18 protein-coding genes and 1 other RNA gene are annotated in these 22,400 nt (G+C 69.5%); 14 read left to right on the forward strand and 5 right to left on the reverse strand.

Translation table 11 applies throughout. The features are described 5' to 3' along the window. Positions 1-57: 57 nt before the first annotated feature. The 6 genes from FD678_RS05675 to FD678_RS05700 all read left to right on the forward strand — a co-directional run bounded on the left by FD678_RS05675 (position 58) and on the right by FD678_RS05700 (position 6,362). Positions 58-1,221, forward strand: coding sequence for an acyl-CoA dehydrogenase family protein (locus tag FD678_RS05675; protein ID WP_140720253.1), 1,164 nt, complete (start codon positions 58-60; stop codon positions 1,219-1,221). Positions 1,222-1,231: 10 nt separating this feature from the next. Further along, positions 1,232-1,771 (forward strand): GNAT family N-acetyltransferase, encoded by a 540-nt coding sequence (locus tag FD678_RS05680; RefSeq protein ID WP_140720255.1) that lies wholly within the window; start codon positions 1,232-1,234, stop codon positions 1,769-1,771. An 87-nt stretch (positions 1,772-1,858) separates the two neighbouring features. Then, positions 1,859-2,413 (forward strand): NADPH-dependent FMN reductase, encoded by a 555-nt coding sequence (locus FD678_RS05685; protein WP_140720257.1) that lies wholly within the window; start codon positions 1,859-1,861, stop codon positions 2,411-2,413. 167 nt (positions 2,414-2,580) lie between these two features. Next, a complete protein-coding gene (locus tag FD678_RS05690; RefSeq protein ID WP_140720259.1) occupies positions 2,581-3,999 on the forward strand; it encodes a replicative DNA helicase in 1,419 nt (472 codons plus the stop codon). A 95-nt stretch (positions 4,000-4,094) separates the two neighbouring features. Beyond that, entirely contained in the window at positions 4,095-5,525 is a 1,431-nt protein-coding gene (locus FD678_RS05695; RefSeq protein ID WP_140720261.1) for a cryptochrome/photolyase family protein, read from the forward strand. Positions 5,526-5,642: 117 nt separating this feature from the next. Then, positions 5,643-6,362, forward strand: coding sequence for an OmpA family protein (locus FD678_RS05700; RefSeq protein ID WP_140720264.1), 720 nt, complete (start codon positions 5,643-5,645; stop codon positions 6,360-6,362). Positions 6,363-6,513: 151 nt separating this feature from the next. On the opposite strand, the gene FD678_RS05705 is transcribed toward FD678_RS05700, so the two are convergent. Further along, positions 6,514-7,566: a LysR family transcriptional regulator gene (locus FD678_RS05705; RefSeq protein WP_140720266.1), complete on the reverse strand. Its 1,053-nt coding sequence runs from the start codon at positions 7,564-7,566 to the stop codon at positions 6,514-6,516. A gap of 139 nt (positions 7,567-7,705) precedes the next feature. On the opposite strand from FD678_RS05705, the gene FD678_RS05710 reads away from it, so the two are divergent. The 6 genes from FD678_RS05710 (at position 7,706) to FD678_RS05735 (ending at position 15,421) form a co-directional block, all read left to right on the forward strand. Continuing rightward, the gene (locus FD678_RS05710) at positions 7,706-7,933 is read left to right on the forward strand and encodes a hypothetical protein (RefSeq protein WP_140720268.1); all 228 of its coding nucleotides are present in this window, start codon (positions 7,706-7,708) and stop codon (positions 7,931-7,933) included. Further along, complete coding sequence (locus FD678_RS05715) at positions 7,930-8,697, forward strand: SDR family oxidoreductase (RefSeq protein WP_140720270.1); 768 nt, start codon at positions 7,930-7,932, stop codon at positions 8,695-8,697. Before FD678_RS05710 ends, FD678_RS05715 begins: the two co-directional genes overlap by 4 nt. Next, positions 8,694-9,887, forward strand: a complete 1,194-nt coding sequence (locus FD678_RS05720) for an efflux RND transporter periplasmic adaptor subunit (protein WP_140720272.1) — start codon at positions 8,694-8,696, stop codon at positions 9,885-9,887. The genes FD678_RS05715 and FD678_RS05720 overlap by 4 nt, the downstream gene beginning before the upstream one ends. A 179-nt stretch (positions 9,888-10,066) precedes the next feature. After that, on the forward strand, positions 10,067-13,231 hold the full coding sequence (locus FD678_RS05725; RefSeq protein ID WP_140720274.1) for an efflux RND transporter permease subunit: 3,165 nt from the start codon (positions 10,067-10,069) through the stop codon (positions 13,229-13,231). Between the two features lie 34 nt (positions 13,232-13,265). Then, complete coding sequence (locus FD678_RS05730) at positions 13,266-14,000, forward strand: SDR family oxidoreductase (protein ID WP_140720277.1); 735 nt, start codon at positions 13,266-13,268, stop codon at positions 13,998-14,000. Next, the gene (locus FD678_RS05735; RefSeq protein ID WP_218569538.1) at positions 14,000-15,421 is read left to right on the forward strand and encodes an efflux transporter outer membrane subunit; all 1,422 of its coding nucleotides are present in this window, start codon (positions 14,000-14,002) and stop codon (positions 15,419-15,421) included. Before FD678_RS05730 ends, FD678_RS05735 begins: the two co-directional genes overlap by 1 nt. Positions 15,422-15,487: 66 nt before the next feature. Here FD678_RS05735 and FD678_RS05740 read toward each other — a convergent pair whose 3' ends face one another. Then, the gene (locus FD678_RS05740; RefSeq protein WP_140720281.1) at positions 15,488-15,778 is read right to left on the reverse strand and encodes a hypothetical protein; all 291 of its coding nucleotides are present in this window, start codon (positions 15,776-15,778) and stop codon (positions 15,488-15,490) included. A gap of 47 nt (positions 15,779-15,825) precedes the next feature. Then, positions 15,826-16,740 (reverse strand): GGDEF domain-containing protein, encoded by a 915-nt coding sequence (locus FD678_RS05745; RefSeq protein WP_218569539.1) that lies wholly within the window; start codon positions 16,738-16,740, stop codon positions 15,826-15,828. Between the two features lie 440 nt (positions 16,741-17,180). Here FD678_RS05745 and FD678_RS05750 point away from each other — a divergent pair, with 440 nt between their 5' ends. Further along, positions 17,181-18,542, forward strand: coding sequence for an alpha/beta hydrolase family protein (locus tag FD678_RS05750; RefSeq protein WP_218569540.1), 1,362 nt, complete (start codon positions 17,181-17,183; stop codon positions 18,540-18,542). A 182-nt stretch (positions 18,543-18,724) separates the two neighbouring features. Here FD678_RS05750 and ssrA read toward each other — a convergent pair. Then, positions 18,725-19,077, reverse strand: a transfer-messenger RNA (tmRNA) gene (gene ssrA, locus FD678_RS05755). A 242-nt stretch (positions 19,078-19,319) separates the two neighbouring features. On the opposite strand from ssrA, the gene FD678_RS05760 reads away from it, so the two are divergent. After that, positions 19,320-21,686, forward strand: a complete 2,367-nt coding sequence (locus tag FD678_RS05760) for a S8 family serine peptidase (protein WP_218569541.1) — start codon at positions 19,320-19,322, stop codon at positions 21,684-21,686. A gap of 179 nt (positions 21,687-21,865) precedes the next feature. On the opposite strand, the gene smpB is transcribed toward FD678_RS05760, so the two are convergent. Then, positions 21,866-22,369: an SsrA-binding protein SmpB gene (gene smpB / locus FD678_RS05765; RefSeq protein WP_140720288.1), complete on the reverse strand. Its 504-nt coding sequence runs from the start codon at positions 22,367-22,369 to the stop codon at positions 21,866-21,868. Between the last annotated feature and the right edge of the window lie 31 nt (positions 22,370-22,400).

The following is a 22,400-nucleotide window of genomic DNA, read 5'->3' on the forward strand; positions in this document are numbered from 1 at the left end:
GCTGCACGGATGGAACGCGGCGATACAATGCGGCGATTCCCCGGGGATTGGCCTGCGATGTCGTTGCAAACGGATGATCTGTTCGATATGCGCTCGCTGTTGAGTGAGGACGAGCGGGCCGTGCAGGATGCGGTGGCGCGCTTCACCGACGAGCGGGTGCTGCCGGCGATCGGCGACGCGTTCGACCAGGGGCGCTTCCCGCGGGAACTGGTGCCGGACATCGCGGCGCTCGGGCTGCTCGGACCGACCTTGCCCGCCGAGTACGGCGGGGCCGGGCTGGGGGCCGTGGCCTACGGCCTGATCTGCCAGGAACTGGAGCGCGGCGACAGCGCGCTGCGCAGCTTCGTCAGCGTGCAGTCCTCGTTGTGCATGCATGCGATCCACGCCTACGGCAGCGAGGAGCACAGGCGCCGCTGGCTGCCGGAGATGGCGGCCGGGCGCGCGATCGGCTGTTTCGGCCTCACCGAGGCGCATGGCGGCTCGGACCCGGCCAGCATGCGCACCCGGGCTGTGCGCGACGGCGGCGATTGGCGCCTGAGCGGCAGCAAGATGTGGATCACCAACGGCAGCATCGCCGACCTGGCGATCATATGGGCGCAGACCGACGACGGCGTGCGCGGCTTCATCGTCGAGCGCGGCGTGCCGGGATTCGCGGCCGAGGACATCAAGCACAAGATGAGCCTGCGGGCTTCGGTCACCTCGGCGCTGTTCCTGGACGACGTGCGCGTGCCCGAGCGCAACCGGTTGCCCGAAGCGAGCGGGCTCAAGGCGCCGCTCGGCTGCCTCAACCAGGCGCGCTACGGCATCGCCTGGGGACCGGTCGGTTCGGCGATCGCCTGCCTGCGCGAAGCGCTGGCCTACTGCGGCGAGCGGGTGCTGTTCGGGCGGCCGCTGGCGGCGACCCAGAGCACCCAGGTCAAGCTGGCCGACATCGCGCGCCGCATCACCACCGCGCAGTTGCTGGCGCTGCAGTTGGGGCGACTGAAGGAAGCCGGCGCCCTGCAGCCCGTGCAGGTGTCGCTGGCGAAATGGAACAACTGCCGGATGGCGCTGGACGTGGCGCGCGAATGCCGCGACCTGCTCGGCGCGGCGGGCATCACCACCGAGCATGCGGCGATCCGGCATGCGCTCAACCTGGAGTCGGTGATCACCTACGAGGGAACCGAGACCGTGCACCAACTCGTGGTCGGCCGCGCGCTGACCGGCATCAACGCATTCTGAGGAGCATCCCATGGCGATGGAGGACATCCGGATCGAGACCGAGCGGCTGGTGCTGCGGCCCCCGGCGGCCGAGGACTTCGAGGCCCTCGCGCGATTCGCTTCCGACGAGGAAACCATGCGCCACATCGGCGGCGTGCAGGCGCCTTCGGTGGCCTGGCGTTCCCTGGCGGCCCTGGTCGGCAGTTGGCACCTCCAGGGCTTCGCCATGTTCTCGGTGATCGAGAAGGCGAGCGGCGAGTGGATCGGCCGGGTCGGCCCCTGGCAGCCGCACGGTTGGCCGGGGACCGAGGTCGGCTGGAGCCTGAGCCGCGCGGTTTGGGGGCGAGGCTATGCCCCGGAGGCCGCCACGGCGGCCATCGACTGGGCGTTCGAGCGGCTGGGCTGGGACGAGGTGATCCATACCATCGCGCCGGGCAACGCGAACTCCAAGCGCGTCGCCGAGAAGCTCGGCTCGCGCCTGCTGCGGATGGGACGGCTGCCCGAGCCGTACCACGAGCAGGAGGTCGAGATCTGGGGGCAGAGCCGCGAGGAGTGGCGGGCGCGTCGCTGAGCGGCCCGGGCCGGCGCGGGCGTTTCACCTGGCCTGGCCGTCCCGCGGCCTATGGTGGGGCCTCCTGTCCGCCTCGGAGGAATACCCATGAGCAAGCCCCGGATCGCGGTGCTGGTCGGCAGCCTGCGCAAGGAATCCTACAACCGGCGGCTCGCCGCCGCGATCGAGAAGCTGGCCGGCGACCGGGCCGCGTTCGAGCACGTCGAGATCGGCGACCTGCCGCTGTACAACCAGGACCACGACGGCGACTATCCGGCGCAGGGCAAGCGCCTGAAGCAACAGGTCCGCGCCGCCGACGCGGTGCTGTTCGTCACGCCGGAGTACAACCGCTCGATTCCCGGCGTGCTCAAGAACGCCATCGACCTGGGGTCGCGCCCCTATGGCGACAGCGCCTTCGCCGGCAAGCCGGCGGCGCTGCTGGGCATCTCGATCGGCGCGATCGGCACCTCGCTGGCGCAGCAGCACCTGCGCAACGTGCTGGCCTACCTGGACATGCCGGTGCTGGGCCAGCCGGAAGTGTTCCTGCAGTACAAGGACGGGTTCTTCGATGCGCAGGGCGGGATCGCCGACGAAGGCACCCGCAAGTTCCTGCAGGGGTTCGTCGACAAGTTCCTGCACTGGCTGGACCGTCATCGCGGCTGACCGCGGCGGCGACGGGGCGGACGTGGCGCCGTCTCGGTCGGTGCGACGGCAGGGGCGTAGATGTGTGCACCGGCTGCGCACCGCTTATCCACAGGGTTGTGCATGGCCGGAAAGGGCAGGGATGACTATCCTTCCTGCCCCCATCCCTGCGTCACGAGCCCGTAACCATGTCTGCGCGTCCCGGCTTTCGCAACAACCGCGGCAACGACCGCGACGATTTCCGCGAGCAGCGGATCGACCAGTTGCGCGTGCCGCCGCATTCGGTGGAAGCCGAGCAGGCGGTGCTGGGCGGGTTGATGCTGGCGCCGGAGGCTTTCGACCGGGTCAACGACCAGCTCACCGAGAACGATTTCTACCGGCGCGACCACCAGCTGATCTACCGCGCGATCCGCGAGCTGTCCGAGCGCGACCGGCCGTTCGACGCGGTCACGCTGACCGAATGGTTCGAGTCGCAGGGCAAGCTGGAGCTGATCGGCGACGGCGCCTACCTGATCGAGCTGGCCAGCACCACGCCGTCGGCGGCGAACATCGCCGCCTACGCCGAGATCGTGCGCGACAAGGCGGTGCTGCGGCAGCTGATCCAGGTCGGTACCGACATCGTCAACGACGGTTTCCAGCCGGAAGGGCGCGACAGCGCCGAGCTGCTCGCGGCGGCGGAGAAGTCGGTGTTCGCGATCGCCGAGCAGGGCGCGCGCGGGCGCACCGACTTCGTGGCGATGCCCGGCGCGCTGAAGGACGCCTTCGAGGAGCTGCGCAACCGGTTCGAGAACGGCGGCAACATCACCGGCCTGCCGACCGGCTACAGCGAGTTCGATGCGATGACCGCCGGCCTGCAGCCGACCGACCTGATCATCCTGGCCGCGCGCCCGGCGATGGGCAAGACCACCTTCGCGCTGAACATCGCCGAGTACGCGGCGATCAAGTCGAAGAAGGGCGTGGCGGTGTTCTCGATGGAAATGTCGGCCGCGCAGCTGGCGATGCGCCTGATCTCGTCCAACGGCCGCATCAACGCGCAGCGGCTGCGCACCGGCCAGCTCGAGGACGAGGACTGGGCGCGCGTCACCGGCGCGATCAAGATGCTCAAGGAGACCAAGATCTTCATCGACGACACGCCGGGCGTGTCGCCGGAAGTGCTGCGCTCCAAGTGCCGCCGCCTCAAGCGCGAGCACGACCTCGGGCTGGTGGTGATCGACTACCTGCAGCTGATGTCGGTGCCGGGCAACAGCGAGAACCGCGCGACCGAGATCTCCGAGATCAGCCGGTCGCTCAAGGGCCTGGCCAAGGAACTCAACGTGCCGGTGATCGCGCTCTCGCAGCTCAACCGCTCGCTGGAAACGCGCACCGACAAGCGCCCGGTGATGGCCGACCTGCGCGAATCGGGCGCCATCGAGCAGGACGCCGACATGATCGTGTTCATCTACCGCGACGAGTACTACAACAAGGAGAATTCGCCGGACAAGGGCCTGGCCGAGATCATCATCGGCAAGCACCGCGGCGGTCCGACCGGTTCGTGCAAGCTCAAGTTCTTCGGCGAATACACCCGCTTCGACAACCTCAGCCACGACAACATCGGCGCCTTCGAGTAGCCGGTTTCCTGGTGGCCGGCCTCCGGGACGGCGTCGAAGGCGGCCGGGCCGCCTCGACCGGCCTTGGACTTTTCCCCCCGGCATCCGGAGCGTAGATGTCCCTCGCACTCGTCTGGTTCCGTCGCGACCTGCGCCTGGACGACCAACCGGCCCTGCGCGCGGCGCTCGAAGCCGGGCACGTTCCGGTGCCGGTGTACGTGCACGCGCCTGCGGAAGAGGGCGATTGGCCGCGGGGCGCGGCATCCGGCGCATGGCTGCACCGTTCGCTGCTCGCCTTGGACGAGGACCTGCGGCGGCGCGGTTCGCGGCTGCTGGTGCTGCGCGGACCGAGCGATGCGGCGCTGCGCAGGCTCGCGGCGCGTTGCGGCGCCGCGGCGGTGTACTGGAACCGCAAGTACGAACCCGCCACCCAGTCGCGCGATGCGGCCATCAAGCGGGCATTGCGCGAGGCGGGCCTCGTGGCCGAGAGCTTCAACGGCAGCCTGCTGTTCGAGCCCTGGGAACTGCGCACGCGGCAGGGCGGCCCGTATCGGGTATTCACGCCGTTCTGGCGCACCGCCCTGGCGCAGTGGCACCTGCCGTTGCCATGGAAGGCGCCGGATCGATTGCCGCCGGTACCGGAGGCGCTGGCCGGCGAGGCGATCGAGGCGCTGGGCTTGGCGCCTTCGCCGCGCTGGGACTCCGGGTTCTGGGAAAGCTGGCGGCCGGGCCAGGCCGGCGCCCACGAGGCGCTGGAGGTCTTCGTCGACGGTGCGTTGCGCGGCTACCGCGACGGGCGCGACAGGCCCGACCGCGCGGGTACCTCGCGGCTGTCGCCGCACCTGCATTTCGGCGAGATCGCGCCATGGCGGATCTGCGCGGAACTCGAGCGGCATCGCCGTGCGCCGCTGGCGGCCGACATCGACGGCTATGTCCGCGAACTCGGCTGGCGCGAGTTCGGCTACCACCTGCTGCACCATTTCCCGGAAAGCGCGACCCGCAACCTCGATCCGCGCTTCGACCGGTTCGAATGGGCGGTTCCGCCGGCCGACGAACTGCGCGCGTGGCAGCGAGGACATACCGGAATCCCGATCGTGGACGCGGGCATGCGCGAGCTCTGGCATACCGGCTACATGCACAACCGCGTGCGCATGATCGTCGCCAGCTTCCTGTGCAAGCACCTGCGCGTCCATTGGCTGGAAGGCGCGCGCTGGTTCTGGGACACGCTGGTCGATGCCGACCTCGCCGGGAATACCCTGGGCTGGCAATGGGTGGCAGGCACCGGGGCGGACGCGGCACCGTACTTCCGCATCTTCAATCCGGTCGCGCAGGCGCGGAAGTTCGACCCGCACGCGCACTACATCGCGCGGTGGGTGCCGGAACTGGCGGCGCTGCCGGCGCATGCGCGCCCGGCTCCCTGGCAGCATCCCGAATTGCGGGCACGCCACGCGCCGGGCTATCCGGCCGTGCCGATCGTCGAGCTGGCGCAAGGGCGCGAGCGGGCCCTGGCCGCGTACGCCCGCCTGCGCGGGCGGGGGCTTTCCTGAATACGCGTGAACGCAGCGTGCGGGGATCACGGTTTCATCATGTCGCCCTCGCGCCGGGCTGTTTATGCTGACCGCCTTCATGAATGCCGGAAGCGCCGGCCAATAAGGAGAAGACGAATGTACCGATCCGCCAGCAAGTGCCTGTCCGTGGCGCTGGTCAGCGCCATCGCCCTGTCCGCCTGCGCGACCGGTGGTTCCTACGTGCAGCAGGACCAATACGGCAATCCGACCCAGCAGCAGAACAAGACCGGCCGTGGTGCGCTGATCGGCGCCGCCATCGGTGCCGCCGCCGGCCTGATCACCGGCAACAGCGCCACCGAGCGCCGCCAGCACGCGATGATCGGCGCCGGCATCGGCGCGCTGTCCGGCGCGGCGATCGGCAACTACCAGGATCGCCAGGAGCGCGCGCTGCGCGAGCGCACCGCCAACACCGGCATCGACGTGAAGCGCGAAGGCGACAACATCACGCTCAACCTGCCGGACGGGGTGACCTTCGACTTCGGCAAGTCCACGCTCAAGCCGGAGTTCTATTCCGCGCTCAACGGCGTGGCCTCGACGCTGAAGGAATACAACCAGACGATGATCGAGGTGACCGGCCATACCGACAGCGTCGGCAGCGATGCGTTCAACCAGAAGCTGTCGGAAGACCGCGCCAATTCGGTCGCGCAGTACCTGACCGCGCAGGGCGTGCAGCGCGAGCGCATGGAAGTGGTCGGCGCCGGCAAGCGCTATCCGATCGCCGACAACAGCACCGACGCCGGCCGTGCCAAGAACCGCCGCGTCGAGATCCGCCTGATCCCGCTGCGGGCCGACGGCAGCAGCACCGGCATGCAGTAACGCCGTCGCCGACGTAGTGGAACGCCGGGCCGCACGTGCGGCCCGGCGCGTTTATGGACGCCCGGCGGGGAGGTGCGCGGCCGCGGCGTCGCCGGGGCGCGGGAGGCAGGGATCGCACCAGGACGCTCGCCTGTGCGCCCCTGCGCTCCGTTCAGGCCGTGACCTTCTCCAGGATGCGCTTGCCCTCGGCCTGCAGGTCGGCGTCCTCCTCCTGGTCGACCGGCTGCGCCGCCTGGGCCGTTTCGGCGGACTTCGCCTGCGCCGCCAGCTTCGCGGCCGGGCACTGCGTCAACATGTAGTTGGCGTCGAAGTTGAGGCGTTCGACCAGGAAGTCGACGAAGGCGCGCACCTTGGGCGAAATCAGCCGGCCACCGGCGAAGACCGCGTTGAAGTCGTACTCGGGCCCGGTCCAGCCGGCCAGCACGCGCCGCACCATGCCCGACTCGATGAAGGGCTTGGCCATCACGTCGCCGGTCAGCATCAGGCCTTCGCCGCATACCATCGCGCCGTTCAATGCGGTGGGATCGTTGGCCACCACCAGCGGGTTGATCGGGAACTCGCGCAGTTCGCCGCCGTCGCTGAGCGGCCAGAAGAAGCGGTTGCTGTGGACGTTGCGGTTCTTGCGCATGGCCAGCGTGCGGTGGAACTGCAGTTCGTCCGGGTGCAGCGGCTCGCCGTAGCGCTCGATGTAGGTGGGGCTGGCGAACACCTGGCTGCGCAGGCTGCCGAGCTTGCGGGCGACCAGGTTGGAGTCGGGCAGGGCGCCGACCCGCAGCGCCAGGTCGGCCTCGCCGGCGATCAGGTCCAGCTTCTCGTTGCCCAGGTGCATGTCCAGCTGGATTTCCGGATACTGCGCATGGAACTCGCCGAGCAGCGGGGCGATCCAGTTGATGCCGATCGAGTAGGGCACGGTGAAGCGCAGCCAGCCGCGCGGGCCGGACTGCAACTGGCTGACCGCGCTCTCGGCTTCCTCCAGCTCCCGCGCGATGCGCCGGCAGTGGTCGTGGTACACCGAGCCGGCCTCGGTGAGGCCGATGCGGCGGGTGGTCCGGTGCAGCAGGCGCGCGCCGAGGCGCTGCTCGAGTTCCTGCACCTTGCGGCTGACGGTGGTCTTGGGCAGGCCCAGCGCATTGGCTGCGGCGATGAAGCTGCCTTGTTCGACCACCTTGACGAAGATCAGGCTGTCGTTGAGATCGTGGGCCATGGCGGACTCCGATGGGGATTGGGGCGTGACAGGGGATTGGACCGTGACAGGGATGATTATTCCCCTTAATCCGGACTAATCAAGTGCGGGTTAGGGGCGTAACTTGCGTCCAATCCTTCTTCCCCCCGAGATTGCCGCCATGGGACTTCGTGCCTGGCTCGGCCTCAAGCCGCGCCGTGATGAGGCGCTCGAAAGCGCCTTCGACCCGATCGAGATTCCCGCGGAACCCAGGATTCCCCAGGGCTTCCGCGAATTCACCTTGCCGCCCCGGCTGCAGCGCAGCGGCCGCCGCGTGCGCGGCAACAACCGGGATTCGTCCTCGTTCCACATTCCGATTGTCCTGGATGTGGGAGTAAAAGTCCCATGAGCGGGATGCTCCAGCCGGAGGTCGCCGTGCTCGGCGCCACCGGCCTGGTCGGCGGTGGCGTCGTGCAGGCGCTGCTGGAGGCCGGCAGCCCGGTGCTGGCGATCGGGCGCAGCGCGTTGCGCCTGAAGGCGCTGAAGGACCGTTTCGCGGACGCTCCCGCCCTGGACACGATGGCGGGCTCGGTGGCCGGCGATGCTGCCGCCGAGGCGCTCGCCAACCGCATCGCCGACCGCTCGCGCCCGCTGGCCGCGGTGGTGGCGTGCATCGGCAGCCCGCTCAGCAAGGGGCGGCTGCTCGACCGGCCGGCCTCGGCGCTGTTGAAGCGGCTGCAGAACGACCTGCTGCCGCACCTGGCCGCGGCCCGCCACCTGCTGCCGCTGCTGGCCGATTTCGGCGGCCGCTACGTGCTGGTGGGCGGACCGTGCGCCCTGCGCGCGTGGGCCGGCCACGGCGACATATCGATCGTGGCGTCGGCCACGCGGATGCTGGCCCACGTGCTGCACGAGGAAGCGCAGCCGCTCGGCGTGCGCGTGCAGTTGCTGTCCGTGGACCAGCCCGTGCGCAACCCGGCGCAACCCACCGAAGCCTGCCGCGAGTGGCTGGACCCGCCCACGGTCGGCCGCAGCGCGGTATCGCTGCTGGCCGGCCGCGGCGTGCCCGGCCAGGTCGTGGTCGGCGTCGATCGCTTGCTCGCATCCCTGCCGGTCACCGGATTGATGGCCGGCGTTTCCCTCCCCCTTCCCACCCAAGAGGTTTCCCAATGAACCAGAACGCCACCCCGTTCCGATTCTCCGTGCGCCATGCGCTCGCGGCGGCGGTGATCGCCGCCGTGCTGGCCGGATGCGGTTCGCAGGCCGCGGAGCAGGGCGCTCCGCCGGCGCCGCAGGTCGGTGCCGCCCCGGTACTGATCAAGCCGATCCGCCAGTGGGACGAGTTCAGCGGCCGCATCGAGGCGGTCGAGAGCGTCCAGCTGCGCCCGCGCGTGTCCGGCTACATCGAGAAGGTCAACTACGTCGAAGGCCAGGAAGTGAAGAAGGGCGACGTGTTGTTCATCATCGACGCGCGCCCCTACCGCGCCGAACTCGCCCGGGCCACCGCCGATCTCGCCCGCGCCCGCACCCAGGCCGAGCTGTCGCGCAGCGAGGCCGCCCGTGCGAAGAAGCTGGCCGAGCAGCAGGCGATCTCGACCGAGAGCTGGGAACAGCGCCGCGCCGCGGCCGACCAGGCCGGTGCCGACGTGGCCGCCGCGCAGGCGGCGGTGGAGCAGGCGCGGCTCAACCTGGAATGGACCCAGGTGCGCGCGCCGATCGACGGCCGTGCCGGCCGCGCGATGGTGACCGCCGGCAACCTGGTCACCGCCGGCGACGGCGCCAGCGTGCTGACCACGTTGGTGTCCCAGGACAAGGTCTATGTCTATTTCGACGCGGACGAAGCGACCTTCCTGAACTACTCGCGGATGGCCCGCGAGGGCGTGCGGCCGAGCGAGCGCGAGGCGCGCCTGCCGGTGCGGGTCGCGCTGATGGGCGAGGACGGCTTTGCCCACGAAGGGCAGGTCGACTTCCTCGACAACCAGCTCGAGCGCAGCACCGGCACCATCCGCGTCCGCGCCGTGCTCGACAACGCCGAGCGCCGCTTCACGCCGGGCCTGTTCGCCCGCGTGCAGCTGCCCGGCAGCGGCGAGTTCAAGGCCGTGCTGATCGACGACAAGGCCGTGCTCACCGACCAGGACCGCAAGTACGTGTACGTGGTCGACAAGGACGGCAAGGCGCAGCGGCGCGACGTGCAGCTCGGCCGTACCGCCGAGGGCCTGCGCATCGTGCAGCAGGGCCTGGCGGCCGGCGACCGGGTGATCGTGGACGGCGTGCAGAAGGTCTTCATGCCGGGCATGCCGGTGCAGGTCAAGCCGAGCGTCATCGCACCGAAGGCGGAGCGGACCACCGCCGCATTGAATTGAACCCGCGAGGTTGAAGCCCCTCTCCCGCCGGGAGAGGGGCGGGGTGAGGGTACGGGGGGCGACCCCTGCCGGGGGCCTGGTCGCACGAGGCTTCCCCCGCGTCCTCATCCGTCCCTGCGGGCCGCCTTCTCCCCTGTGGGAGAAGGGCACCGTCTTGCCATTTTCCAGGAATCCAATCCATGGACTTTTCCCGTTTCTTCATCGACAGGCCGATATTCGCGGCCGTGCTGTCGATCATCATCTTCGCCGCGGGCCTGATCTCGATCCCGCTGCTGCCCATCGGCGAGTATCCCGACGTGGTGCCGCCCTCGGTGGTGGTGCGCACGGTCTATCCGGGCGCCAACCCCAAGGTCATCGCCGAGACCGTCGCCACGCCGCTGGAGGAAGCGATCAACGGCGTGGAGAACATGATGTACATCAAGTCGGTCGCCGGTTCGGACGGCGTGCTGCAGATGACCATCACGTTCCGCCCGGGCACCGATCCGGACGACGCGGCGGTCAAGGTGCAGAACCGCGTGGCGCAGGCGCAGGCGCGCCTGCCCGAGGACGTGCGGCGGCAGGGCGTGACCACGCAGAAGCAGTCGCCGACCTTCCTGATGGTGGTGCACCTGACCTCGCCGGACGGCCGCTACGACACGCTGTACCTGCGCAACTACGCGCGCCTGCACGTCAAGGACGAGCTCGCGCGCATCCAGGGCGTGGGCGACGCGCAGATCTTCGGCGGCGGCGACTACGCGATGCGCGCCTGGCTCGACCCGGAGCGGATCGCCGCGCTGGGCATGACCGCCAGCGACGTGGTCGGCGCCATGCGCGAGCAGAACGTGCAGGTGTCCGCCGGCCAGCTCGGCGCCGAGCCGATGCCGCATAGCGACTTCCTGACGCTGATCAACGCACAGGGCCGCCTGCGTACCGAGCAGGAGTTCGGCGACATCGTGCTCAAGACCGGCAGCGACGGCCAGGTGGTGCGCCTGCGCGACGTGGCCCGCCTGGAGCTGGGCGCCGGCGACTACACGCTGCGCTCGCAGCTGGACGGCAAGAACGCGGTCGGCATCGGCATCTTCCAGGCGCCGGGCGCCAACGCGCTGCAGATCCGCGACCAGGTCATCGCCAAGATGGACGAGCTGACCCAGCGCTTCCCGCAGGGCGTGAAGTACGAGGCGGTGTACGACACCACGATCTTCGTGCGCGACTCGATCAGCGCAGTGGTGCACACCCTGCTGGAAGCGGTGGTGCTGGTCGTGCTGGTGGTGATCCTGTTCCTGCAGACCTGGCGCGCCTCGATCATTCCGCTGATCGCGGTGCCGGTGTCGGTGGTGGGCACGTTCGCCGCGCTGTACGTGCTGGGCTTCTCGATCAATACGTTGACGCTGTTCGGCCTGGTGCTGGCGATCGGCATCGTGGTCGACGACGCGATCGTGGTGGTCGAGAACGTCGAGCGCAACATCGAGGAAGGCCTGCCGCCGCTTGCGGCCGCGCACCAGGCGATGAAGGAAGTGTCCGGCCCGATCATCGCGATCGCGCTGGTGCTGTGCGCGGTGTTCGTGCCCATGGCGTTCCTGTCGGGCGTGACCGGCCAGTTCTACAAGCAGTTCGCGGTGACGATCGCCATCTCCACGGTGATCTCGGCGATCAACTCGCTGACCCTGTCGCCGGCGCTGGCCGCGCGCCTGCTCAAGTCGCACGACGCGCCGAAGGACGCGCCGTCGCGCCTGATCGAGCGCCTGTTCGGCTGGGTGTTCCGTCCGTTCAACCGTTTCTTCAACACCAATGCCAACCGCTACCAGGGTTCGGTCTCGCGCATCCTCGGCCGCCGCGGCGTGGTGTTCGTGGTCTACGTGGGCCTGCTGCTGGCGACCGGGCTGATGTTCAAGGCGGTGCCGGCCGGCTTCATCCCGACCCAGGACAAGATGTACCTGATCGCCGGCGTGAAGCTGCCGGAAGGCTCCTCGATCGAACGCACCGACGCGCTGCTGCGCAAGGTCGCCGACATCGCGATGAAGACCGACGGCGTGGCGCATTCGATCTCGTTCCCGGGCCTCAATGCGCTGCAGTTCACCAACACGCCCAATACCGGCGTGGTGTTCCTGCCGCTCAAGCCGTTCTCGGAGCGGAAGCGCACCGCGCTCGAGATCAACGCCGAGATCAACCAGAAGATCTCCGCGCTGGGCGAGGGCATGACGTTCGCGTTCATGCCGCCGCCGATCCTCGGCCTGGGCAACGGCAACGGCTACCAGCTGTTCATCGAGGACCGCGCCAACCTGGGCTACGGCGCGCTGCAGAACGCGGTCAGCGCGCTGCAGGGCGCGGTGTCGCAGGTGCCGGGCATGAGCTTCCCGATCGGTACCTACCAGGCCAACGTGCCGCAGCTGGACGCCGAGGTCGATCGCACCAAGGCCAAGGCGCAGGGCGTGGCGTTGACCAGCCTGTTCGACACGCTGCAGACCTACCTGGGCTCGGCCTACGTCAACGACTTCAACCAGTTCGGCCGTACCTGGCAGGTGATCGCGCAGGCCGACGCGCCGTTCCGCGACAGCGTCGAGGACATCGCCCGCCTGCGTACCCGCAACGACCGCGGCGAGATGGTGCCGATCGGCTCGATGGTCACCATCAAGCAGACCTACGGTCCCGACCCGGTGCTGCGCTACAACGGCTACACCGCGGCCGACCTGGCCGGCGAAGCCGATGCGCGCGTGCTGTCCTCGGCCGAGGCGATGCAGAAGCTGACCGAGCTGGCCGCGCAGGTGCTGCCTGCCGGCATGGCGATCGAGTGGACCGACCTGAGCTACCAGCAGGCGACCCAGGGCAACGCGGCGCTGGTGGTGTTCCCGCTGGCGGTACTGCTGGCGTTCCTGGTGCTGGCCGCGCTGTACGAGAGCTGGACGCTGCCGCTGGCGGTGATCCTGATCGTGCCGATGTGCCTGCTCTCGGCGCTGCTGGGCGTGTGGCTCACCGGAGGCGACAACAACGTGTTCGTGCAGGTCGGCCTGGTGGTGCTGATGGGCCTGGCGTGCAAGAACGCGATCCTGATCGTCGAGTTCGCCCGCGAGCTGGAGTTGCAGGGCAAGGGCATCGTCGAGTCGGCGCTGGAAGCCTGCCGCCTGCGCCTGCGCCCGATCGTGATGACCTCGATCGCCTTCATCGCCGGCACCGTGCCGCTGGTGTTCTCGCATGGCGCGGGCGCCGAGGTGCGCACGGCCACGGGCATCACCGTGTTCGCCGGCATGCTGGGCGTGACCCTGTTCGGCTTGTTCCTGACGCCGGTGTTCTACGTCGCGCTGCGCAAGCTGGCCGGCCGGCCGCTGGTGTCGCATTCGCCGGCGCCCTCGCTGCACAGCCACGCGTGACGTCGGTCCAACCCCACATCCAAGGATTCAATCCATGAACGACAACAACAAGATCGCCCTCGTCACCGGCGCGACCCGCGGCATCGGCCTGGAGACCGTGCGCCAGCTGGCTGAGGCCGGCGTGCACACGCTGCTGGCCGGGCGCAAGCGCGACGACGCGGTGGCGGCGGCGCTGAAGCTGCAGGCCGAGGGCCTGCCGGTGGAGGCGATCCAGCTCGACGTGGTGGACGAGATCAGCATCGCCGCCGCCGTCGGCACCGTCGAGCAGCGCCACGGGCGCCTGGACATCCTGGTCAACAATGCCGGCATCGTGCTGGACGAGCTCGGACGCAAGCCGTCCGAGCAGACCCTGGACGTCTGGCGCCGCACCTTCGACACCAACGTGTTCGCGGTGGTCGCCGTCACCCGCGCGTTCCTGCCGCTGCTGCGCCGTTCGCAGGCCGGGCGCATCGTCAACGTGTCGAGCATCCTCGGCTCGAACACCTTGCACAGCGATCCGTCCTCGCCGATCTACGACTTCAAGGTGCCGGCCTACAACGCCTCCAAGAGCGCGCTCAACGCATGGACGGTGCAGCTGGCCTACGAACTGCGCGACACCCCGATCAAGGTCAACGCGATCCACCCCGGCTACGTGAAGACCGACATGAACGGCGGCCAGGGCGAGCTGGGCGTGGAGGACGGCGCGCGCAGCAGCGTGCAGATGGCGCTGGTCGGCAGCGACGGGCCGAACGGCAGTTTCACTCACATGGGACAGGTGCTGCCATGGTGATGCGTACCTTGACTCTCGCGTTGGCCAGCACCCTGCTGGCCGGCTGCGTCACCGTCGGCCCGGACTACGTGGCGCCGCTGCCGCAGGCCACGGTGTTGCCCGAAGCGAAGGATCCGGCCTTCAGCGCCGAATCCCCGGTCGGCGCCTGGTGGGCGCAGTTCGGCGACCCGGTGCTCGAGCAGCTCGTGCGCGACGCGATGGTGGCCAACCACGACCTGCGCATCGCCGTGTCCCGCGTGCAGGAAGCGCGCGCGGTGTTCGTCGAGCGCCGCCTCGACCAGTTGCCGCACGTCACCGCGGGCGGCAGCTACGACCGTCGCCACGAGCAGTCGGCCGCGGCCGGCGGCGAGCGGGTGATGAGCGAGACCGCGACGCTGGGCTTCGACGCGGGCTGGGAGCTGGACCTGTTCGGCCGCCAGCGCCGGGCCGCGCAAGCGGCGCGCGCCGACCTGGAAGCGGAGCAGGCCAATCTCGACGACGCCCAGGTCACCGTCGCGGCGGAGGTCGCGCGCAACTACTTCGAGCTGCGCGGCGTGCAGAAGCGCATCGAGGTCGCGCGCACCACGCTCGACAACCTGCGCGACACCCAGCGCCTGACCGAGACCCGCTGGAACCTGGGTTCGGGCAGCGAACTCGACGTGCAGAGCAGCCGCGCGCGGTTGAAGGCCATCGAGGCCGACATCCCGCTGCTCGAAGTCGCGCAGGCGCAGTATCGCCGCCGCCTGGCGGTGCTGCTGGGGCGCGCGCCGGATTCCCTGGACGAGACGCTCGCGCCGCGGCCGACGCCCGCCTACGCACGCGCCCTGGCGCTGGGCGACAGCGCCGAGCTGCTGCGCCAGCGCCCGGACGTGCGCGAAGCGGAGCGCCGGCTCGCTGCCGCCACCGCGCGGGTCGGCGTGGCCACCGCGGACCTGTTCCCGCGCATCAGCCTGAGCGGTTTCGTCGGTTTCCTTTCCGGCGACGCCGCTTCGCTGACCCGCAGCGGCAGCAAGGCCTGGTCGCTGACGCCGTCGATCAGCTGGGCGGCGTTCGACTTCGGCACCGTGCGCGCACGGCTGCGCGCGAGCAAGGCGCAGGCCGACGGCGCGCTGGCGCAGTACGAGCAGAGCGTGCTGCTGGCGCTGGAGGACACCGAGAACGCGATGACCGCCTATGCTCGACAGCAGTCGCGGCTGGCGATCGTGGTGGAGCAGGCCGAGGCGGCCCGGCGCGCGGAGGCGCTGGCGCAGATCCGCTATCGCGAGGGTTCGGAGGATTTCCTGACCCTGCTCGACGCCCAGCGCACGCGCCTGACCGCGGACGACGCGCTGGCGCAAGCCGAGGCATCGGTCAACGTCGGCGTGGTGGCGGTCTACAAGGCGCTGGGCGGCTGGCGACAGCCGCAGGCGGAGGAAGGAACGGCGAGCGTGGCGAGCCGTTGAACGCGAAAGGGCCGGTCCGGCGACGGACCGGCCCTTTCCGCATCGGCGCGGCCGGTATCCGGGAGGCTACGCGGCGGCGGTCGCGCGGACGTAGGCGCGGACGGCGCGCAGTATCCGCTGCTCCAGGTCGGGCGCCTCCATCGCGCCACGCGCCGCGGCCGACAGCATCATGCCCTTGACGATGCCGGCCATGTCGCCGATCGCCGTATCCTGGTCCGCCTCCGGCAGGTTCCCGTCGGCGCGCAATGCCGCGGCTACCATGCTGCGCGCCTGCCGGGCCAGGTCTTGCTCGTTCGCGTCCAGGAACATCAAGGGCTCGGCCAGGATCAGGTTCGTGGTGAGCAGGGGGCGCTCCAACTTGTGCTAACCGGAGCCGCGCCTGAGCGCGGCCGCGCGGGCCGCGGTCACATCAGGTTGTCGGCGATGCAGTAGTTGTCGCGCCCGTTGTTCTTGGCGATGTACAGCGCGGCGTCCGCGCGCGAGAACCAATCCTGCCAGTGGGTCTCGCCGTTGTAGAGCGCGGCGCCCAGCGAACTGGTGATGCGGCCGCCCGGGCCGCGCAGGGCGCTGCGGATGGCCCTGCGCAGCCGTTCGGTGGCGGCTTCGAGCTGCTCGACCGACTCGACCCGCAGCAGCACCACGAATTCCTCGCCGCCGAACCGGAACACCCGGTCGCGCTCGCGCACCTCGAAGCGCAGGATGGCCGCCAGGTCGGCCAGGGCCGCATCGCCCGCGGCGTGCCCGTAGAGGTCGTTGACTTCCTTGAAGTGGTCGACATCGAGGATCACCAGCCCGTTCAGGCGCTCGCGCTCGCGGCGTTCGTTGACCTGGCGGGTCAGCGCGCGTTCGAGCATCCGGCGGTTGGGCAGGCCGGTCAGCGCGTCGAGCGATGCCAGTTCCTCCAGTTCGACCCGGTCGTTGTTCATCCGCAGCGACAGCGCGTGGCCGATCGCCATCGTCAGCACGGTGACCGCGATGGCCGAGAAGTGCTCGCCGAAGCCGCCGGCCAGGCCCGGGAACAGCAGCAGCATCAGCAGCAGCGGCAGGCTGGCCAGCGTGGCCCGGGCCGGCGTGCACAGGAAATGGTTGGTCATCAGCACCGGGAACAGCCAGGGCAGCGCCGCATGCCCGGATACCGCCAACGCCAGCAGGCACGCCGCCACGTTGAGCAGGGCGAAGCGTCCGCCGGCCCCGCGGGCCTCCTCGCGATCGCGCATGTGCCACGACTGCACGCCGGCCAGCGACGCGAGCACCGCCGACAGGCCCGCCCCCAGCCATTGCCCGGCCATCACCAGGTACAGCGCGTACAGGGACAACAAGCCGGTGGCGAGCGGACCCAGTACGCGGATGAATCCCAGCCGGGGGTCCCGTCTCAACTGGACGATCACGGATCAGGTCTGGAGGGCAGGTTGAGAAGAGGGTGAATGGAGCGGGCGAAGACGCTCGACGGTTCCCGGTGCCGGAAAGGACCGATCCGTCGCCAGGCCGGTTCCTTCGCTCGAACCGATCGGAGCGCGTCGAGCGGCGCAATCGGTTGAAGCACAAGGAGAATCCGGCGGTCCGCTTCCTTGCCGGGCGCCTCGGGCGAGGCGGGCCATCATACGGTAACGGGATCGCGGGCGGCCACTGCCGAGGGAGGGCGCCGTCCCGTTTTCGGCGCGGTTCGTCGCTGTCATCGGGGTTTCGTCGGTTGCCGGTGGCTCGGCGATCGCGATCGATGGCAGCCTGCCCGCGAGCAGGAGAAGAGGGAGGAAGCGACTTGAATGCATTGCGTTCCATGGGCGGCTTGGCCGTGCTGGCGCTCGCCGCGTCATGGATTTCGGGTCCGGCGCTTGCGATGGCGTCCGGGCACCCGGTTGCGGCGCCGCGTTGCGAGATCGGCGGCTATCGCCTGGACGATGGCCGCGCGCTCGACATCGGCCCGGGTGCCGGCCAGCGGCTGCGTTGGCGCATGGCCGACGGGCGCACCGGTGCGTTGACGCCGGAGGCCGACGGGACGTGGACCAGCACCCTGGGCTGGACGGAGCGGCCCGACGGACACCGGCTTCGCTTCGACTGCAGGCACGGCCGCGTGCGTTTCGACGATCTGCCGGGGCAGCGCATACCGCTGGTGGAGATCGAAACCCGGTTCGCCGGCAGCGGCGTCGCCCTGGCCGGCCGGCTGACCCTGCCGCCGGGCGACGGTCCCGTGCCGCTGGTGGTGCTGGTGCACGGTGCCGAGCGCGACCCGGCGCTGCAGCATTATTCGCTCCAGCGCGAGTTCGCGAGTGCCGGGATCGGGGTGTTCGCCTACGACAAGCGCGGCACCGGCGCGTCCGGCGGGCGCTACACGCAGGACTATCTCACGCTCGCGATCGATGCGATCCACGCCATGCGCGAAGCCCGGCGCCTCGCCGGCGATCGCGCCGGGTGCATCGGCTACCAGGGTGGTAGCCAAGGCGGTTGGGTCGCCCCGCTGGCGGCGCGGATCGCCCCGGTCGACTTCGTCGTCGTCAGCTTCGGCCTGGCCGTCTCGCCGCTGGACGAAGACCGCGAAGCGATCGCCTTCGACATGGCGCGCGCAGGCTTCGGCGAGGACGCCATGGCCGGTGCGATGGAAATCGCGGACGCCACCGCCAGGTTGCTCGAAAGCGACTTCACCGACGGCTACGAGCCATTGGCCGCGGTGAAGGCCAAGTACGGAAAGGCCCCTTGGTATCCCTTCGTGCGCGGCAACTTCACCTGGTACCTGCTCGCCACCGATCCGGACACCATCCGCCGCGATGCGCCGCAGCTGGTCCACGGCGTGCCCGTGCACTACGACCCGATGCCGGTGCTGGAGACCCTGGACACGCCCCAATTGTGGGTACTGGGCGGACAGGACCGGGACGCGCCGCCGCACGAAACGTTGCGCCGGCTGGCCGCCCTGCAGCGCGCGGGCAGGCCGATCACGAGCGCGGTGTTCCCCGGTGCCGACCACGGCATGTACGACTTCGAGACGCAGGCGGACGGCGAACGCGTCTCCACGCGCCAGCCCGACGGCTATTTCCGCCTGATGGCCGACTTCATCCGCGGCACCGGGCTGCAGCCGCGCTACGGCGAAGCCGTGCCTTGCGCGGGCGCGTCCTGTGCGGGGCACTGAGAAAGGACGAGATCGGAAGAGTGGGGGTATCAACGGCCGAGGACGTCGAGATAACCCCCGATACATGCCCCCCCAACATCGCGCGGCTCGTCGCGCTCGCGCTGCGTCGCACATGAAAAAGGCCGGAAACCCTTTGGATGCGTGGGTTCCCGGCCTTTCCTGGACCCGATCGGTCCGTCCATTGGTGGAGGTGGGCGGAATCGAACCGCCGTCCGAAAGCACTCCATCCTCGGCCCTACATGCTTATCCGCTCGTTAAGTCTCGTCCCCGGGCAGCACGATCGGCAAAGCGCACCCGAGAACCAGCCCGCTTTGTTTAACCGGTAGCTGACGGGCAGCCACCACCGGCGGTTCCGTGATAGTGACCCTACGCTGCGAGCACGGACACAAGCAGTTTCGGGGCTTAGGCCTTAAGCGGCCAGAGCGTAGTTGTCGTCGTTGGCAACTAGATTTTTGCCGCTGGATTTACGAGGAAAGCTGCCCCCTCGGCATGCGCCAAGCGACTTCGCGACTCCCGTCGAAACCAGTGCACCCCCGGGGAGAAACATAAAGCGCTGACCCTCGAAGTGTAGTGATCGGGGGTGCCGGTCACAAGTATTGCGACAGTGCCTGCTTAAAGTGGCTTCAGCGCCGTCGATGAGCCCGGGGCGAACATCGGGCAGGCGGCGAAGGAGGAGACGCGATGGCGGCAGGAAAGAAGACGGGGACTTCACGCGGCAGCAAGGGCGGTACCGGGAAGGCGCAGGCGAGCGGCGGCGCGAAAACGCGGGGGAGCCGCGTGAGCGCGGCGACGCCGGGGCAGGCGGTGTCGGCCAAGGCGGCCTTGGCCCTGGCCCAGGGCCAGGCGCGCACCGTGGTGTACATCCATGGCATCGGCAACAAGCCGCCGGCCGAGGTGCTGCGTTGCCAGTGGGACAACGCGCTGTTCGGGCGGCCGATGGGCGAGCGCACCCGGATGGCCTACTGGGTCAACCGCGAACGCTACCCGGTGCCCGAACCGGGGACCTGCACGGACCGCGACGAAGGGCCGGCGCCCAGTCCATCCGAGCAGCGCGTGCTCGGCGCGCTCGGGCTGCTGCCGACCGGGCAGGACCTGCATGCCCTGGCCGATGGATTGGCCGATTCGCCGCAGGAGCGCCAGGATCTGTACCGCCTGCTGGACGAGCTGGGGCAAGGGCAGGGCGCGAACGCCGGGCCGCAGGCCCGCGGCGCGATCGACGTGGTCAATCGCGTGCTGCTGAGGCTGGTATCGGCGGCGCTGCTGCAGGACGTGCACGACTTCTTCTTCGTGCCCGCGCGGCGCGAGGCGATGCAGCAGAGCCTGCTCGAGCGCCTGCGCTCCGGCGGCGGGCCGTTCGTGGTGGTGGCGCACAGCCAGGGCTCGATGATCGCCTACGACGTGCTGCGCCAGTTGAAGGACGAGGGCATCGAAGTCTCGTTGTTCGTCACCATCGGCTCGCCGTTGGGGCTGCCGGTGGTGCGCAGCATGTTCAAGCGCTGGACCGGCACCAGGAAGCTGCCGTTCCCGGATTGCGTGCGGCGCTGGGTGAACGTCGCCGAGCGCCGCGATCCGGTGGCGCTGGACGAGGACCTCGGCGACGACATCGCCGGCGCCCGGGATCGTTTCGCGAACATCGACGGCGACCGGATCAATCCGGACTGGCGCAGCAACCCGCATTCCGGCTCGGGCTACCTGTCGATCCCGCAGGTGCGGGCGGAAGTGCGCAACGCGGTGGGCGTCGGCTTCGACCAGCCGGTGTCCAGCGCCGTGCTGATCAAGGATCTTTCCGAACAACTCGAGGCGCACGGGCCCGACCATCGGCACGAAGTGCTGATCGAGCTGGACAAGCTGCTGCCCGGCATCGATGCCGAACATGCGCGCGCGCGGCTGGTGGCGCGCCTGCGCGAACTGGCCGGGCGCACCACCGGGCTGAAGGGCGAGCGCCTGGACGATGCGATCGAGCTGGAGGACCACTTGCAGCGTTTCGTGTCGGCGCGGCTGACCCGTTTCGAGATCGAGGTATTGCGCGACGAGTATCGTTCGCTCGGCGTCTGGCGGTTGTGGCGCGATGCCGGCAAGCGCGCGCTGATCCGCGAGTCGTCGAGCGTGATCCACGCCGATGCGGCGCGGATCGCCTACCGGGCGCTGGGACAGCGGATCGGCTGGGCGGTGCTCGATACCGGCATCGCCGCGGGGCATCCGCATTTCTTCGAGCCGGGCGTGCGCGACAGCGTGGTCGAACAGTGGGACTGCACGCAGCGCGGCCGGCCCAGGCGGCTGGTGCGCGCCGACGGGGAGCGCTTCGCGCGGCTGGACGGCAACGGCCACGGTACCCACGTGGCGGGGATCATCGCCGGGCGCAGCATGGCCTCGCTGCCCGACCGCAACGGCAAGCCGTTGCCGCCGGTGGAGTTCGCCGGCGTCGCGCCGGAAACGCAGCTGTACGGCTTCAAGGTGCTCGACGACGAGGGCAACGGCCGGGATTCGTGGATCATCAAGGGCATCCAGCAGGTGGCCGAGATCAACGAGCGCGCCGGCGGGCTGGTCATCCATGGCGTCAACCTGAGCCTGGGCGGGTATTTCGACCCGGAAAGCTACGGCTGCGGGTTCACGCCGATGTGCAACGAGTTGCGCCGGCTGTGGCGGCAGGGCGTGGTGGTGGTGCTGGCCGCCGGCAACGAAGGCATGGCATGGCTGGTGCAGGGCGATGGCGAGGCCTATCCGACCAACATGGACCTGAGCATCGGCGATCCGGCCAACCTGGAGGAGGCGATCGCGGTGGGATCGGTGCACAAGAGCCAGCCGCACAATTACGGCGTGTCGTACTTCTCCTCGCGCGGTCCGACCGCCGATGGCCGGCAGAAGCCGGACGTGGTGGCGCCGGGCGAGAAGATCATCTCGGCGCACTACGATTTCCGCGCCGACGATCCGCTCAGCCTGATGGTCGAGATGAGCGGCACCAGCATGGCGGCCCCGCACGTGGCCGGCCTGGTGGCGGGGTTCCTGTCGGTGCGCCGCGAATTCATCGGCTTCCCGGACCGCGTCAAGCAATTGATGCTGCGGACCTGCACCGACCTGCAGCGCGATCCCTACATGCAGGGGCGCGGGGTGCCCAATCTGATGCGGATGCTCGGAGAGACCTGAGGGGGCTCGGGACTGGGGACCCGGCAAAGCAAGAAGGTCGAAAGCCCCTCTCCCGTGCACGGGAGAGAGGTTGGGGTGAGGGGTGCGGCTTCGCCTGCACCCTCATCCGCCCCTTCGGGGCACCTTCTGCCGTGTACGGGAGAAGGGAACGGCAGGCGCCAGCCCCGAGCCCGGGCCTCTCACGCATCCCGGTTGTGCTGGCGCATGATCCGCTGCTTGTCGCGCTGCCAATCGCGCTCCTTGGTGGCTTCGCGCTTGTCGTGGGACTGCTTGCCCTTGGCCAGCGCGATCTCGAGCTTGACCTTGTTCTTGCTCCAGTACATCGCCGTCGGCACCAGCGTGTAGCCGTCGCGCTCCACGCCGCCGATCAGCTTGTCGATCTCGCGCCGGTGCAGCAGCAGCTTGCGGGTGCGCCGGTCCTCGGCCACCACGTGCGTGGAAGCCTGGATCAACGGGGTGATCTGCGCCCCGATCAGGAAGATCTCGCCGTTGCGCACGTAGGCGTAGCCGTCGGTGAGGTTGGCGCGGCCGGCGCGGATCGCCTTCACCTCCCATCCTTGCAGGGCCATGCCGGCCTCGTAGCGCTCCACGATGTGGTAGTCGTAGCGGGCGCGCTTGTTCAGGGCGATGGTCTTGTTGGCCGTCGCGCCGTTTGCTTTATCCTTGGCGGGTTTCTTGCTCATCTCTCTATTGTCTCCGATTCGGCGCCGCCGA

Source organism: Pseudomonas sp. Hp2 (assembly GCF_006386585.1).
Taxonomy (GTDB): Bacteria; Pseudomonadota; Gammaproteobacteria; order Xanthomonadales; family Xanthomonadaceae; genus Pseudomonas_S; species Pseudomonas_S boreopolis.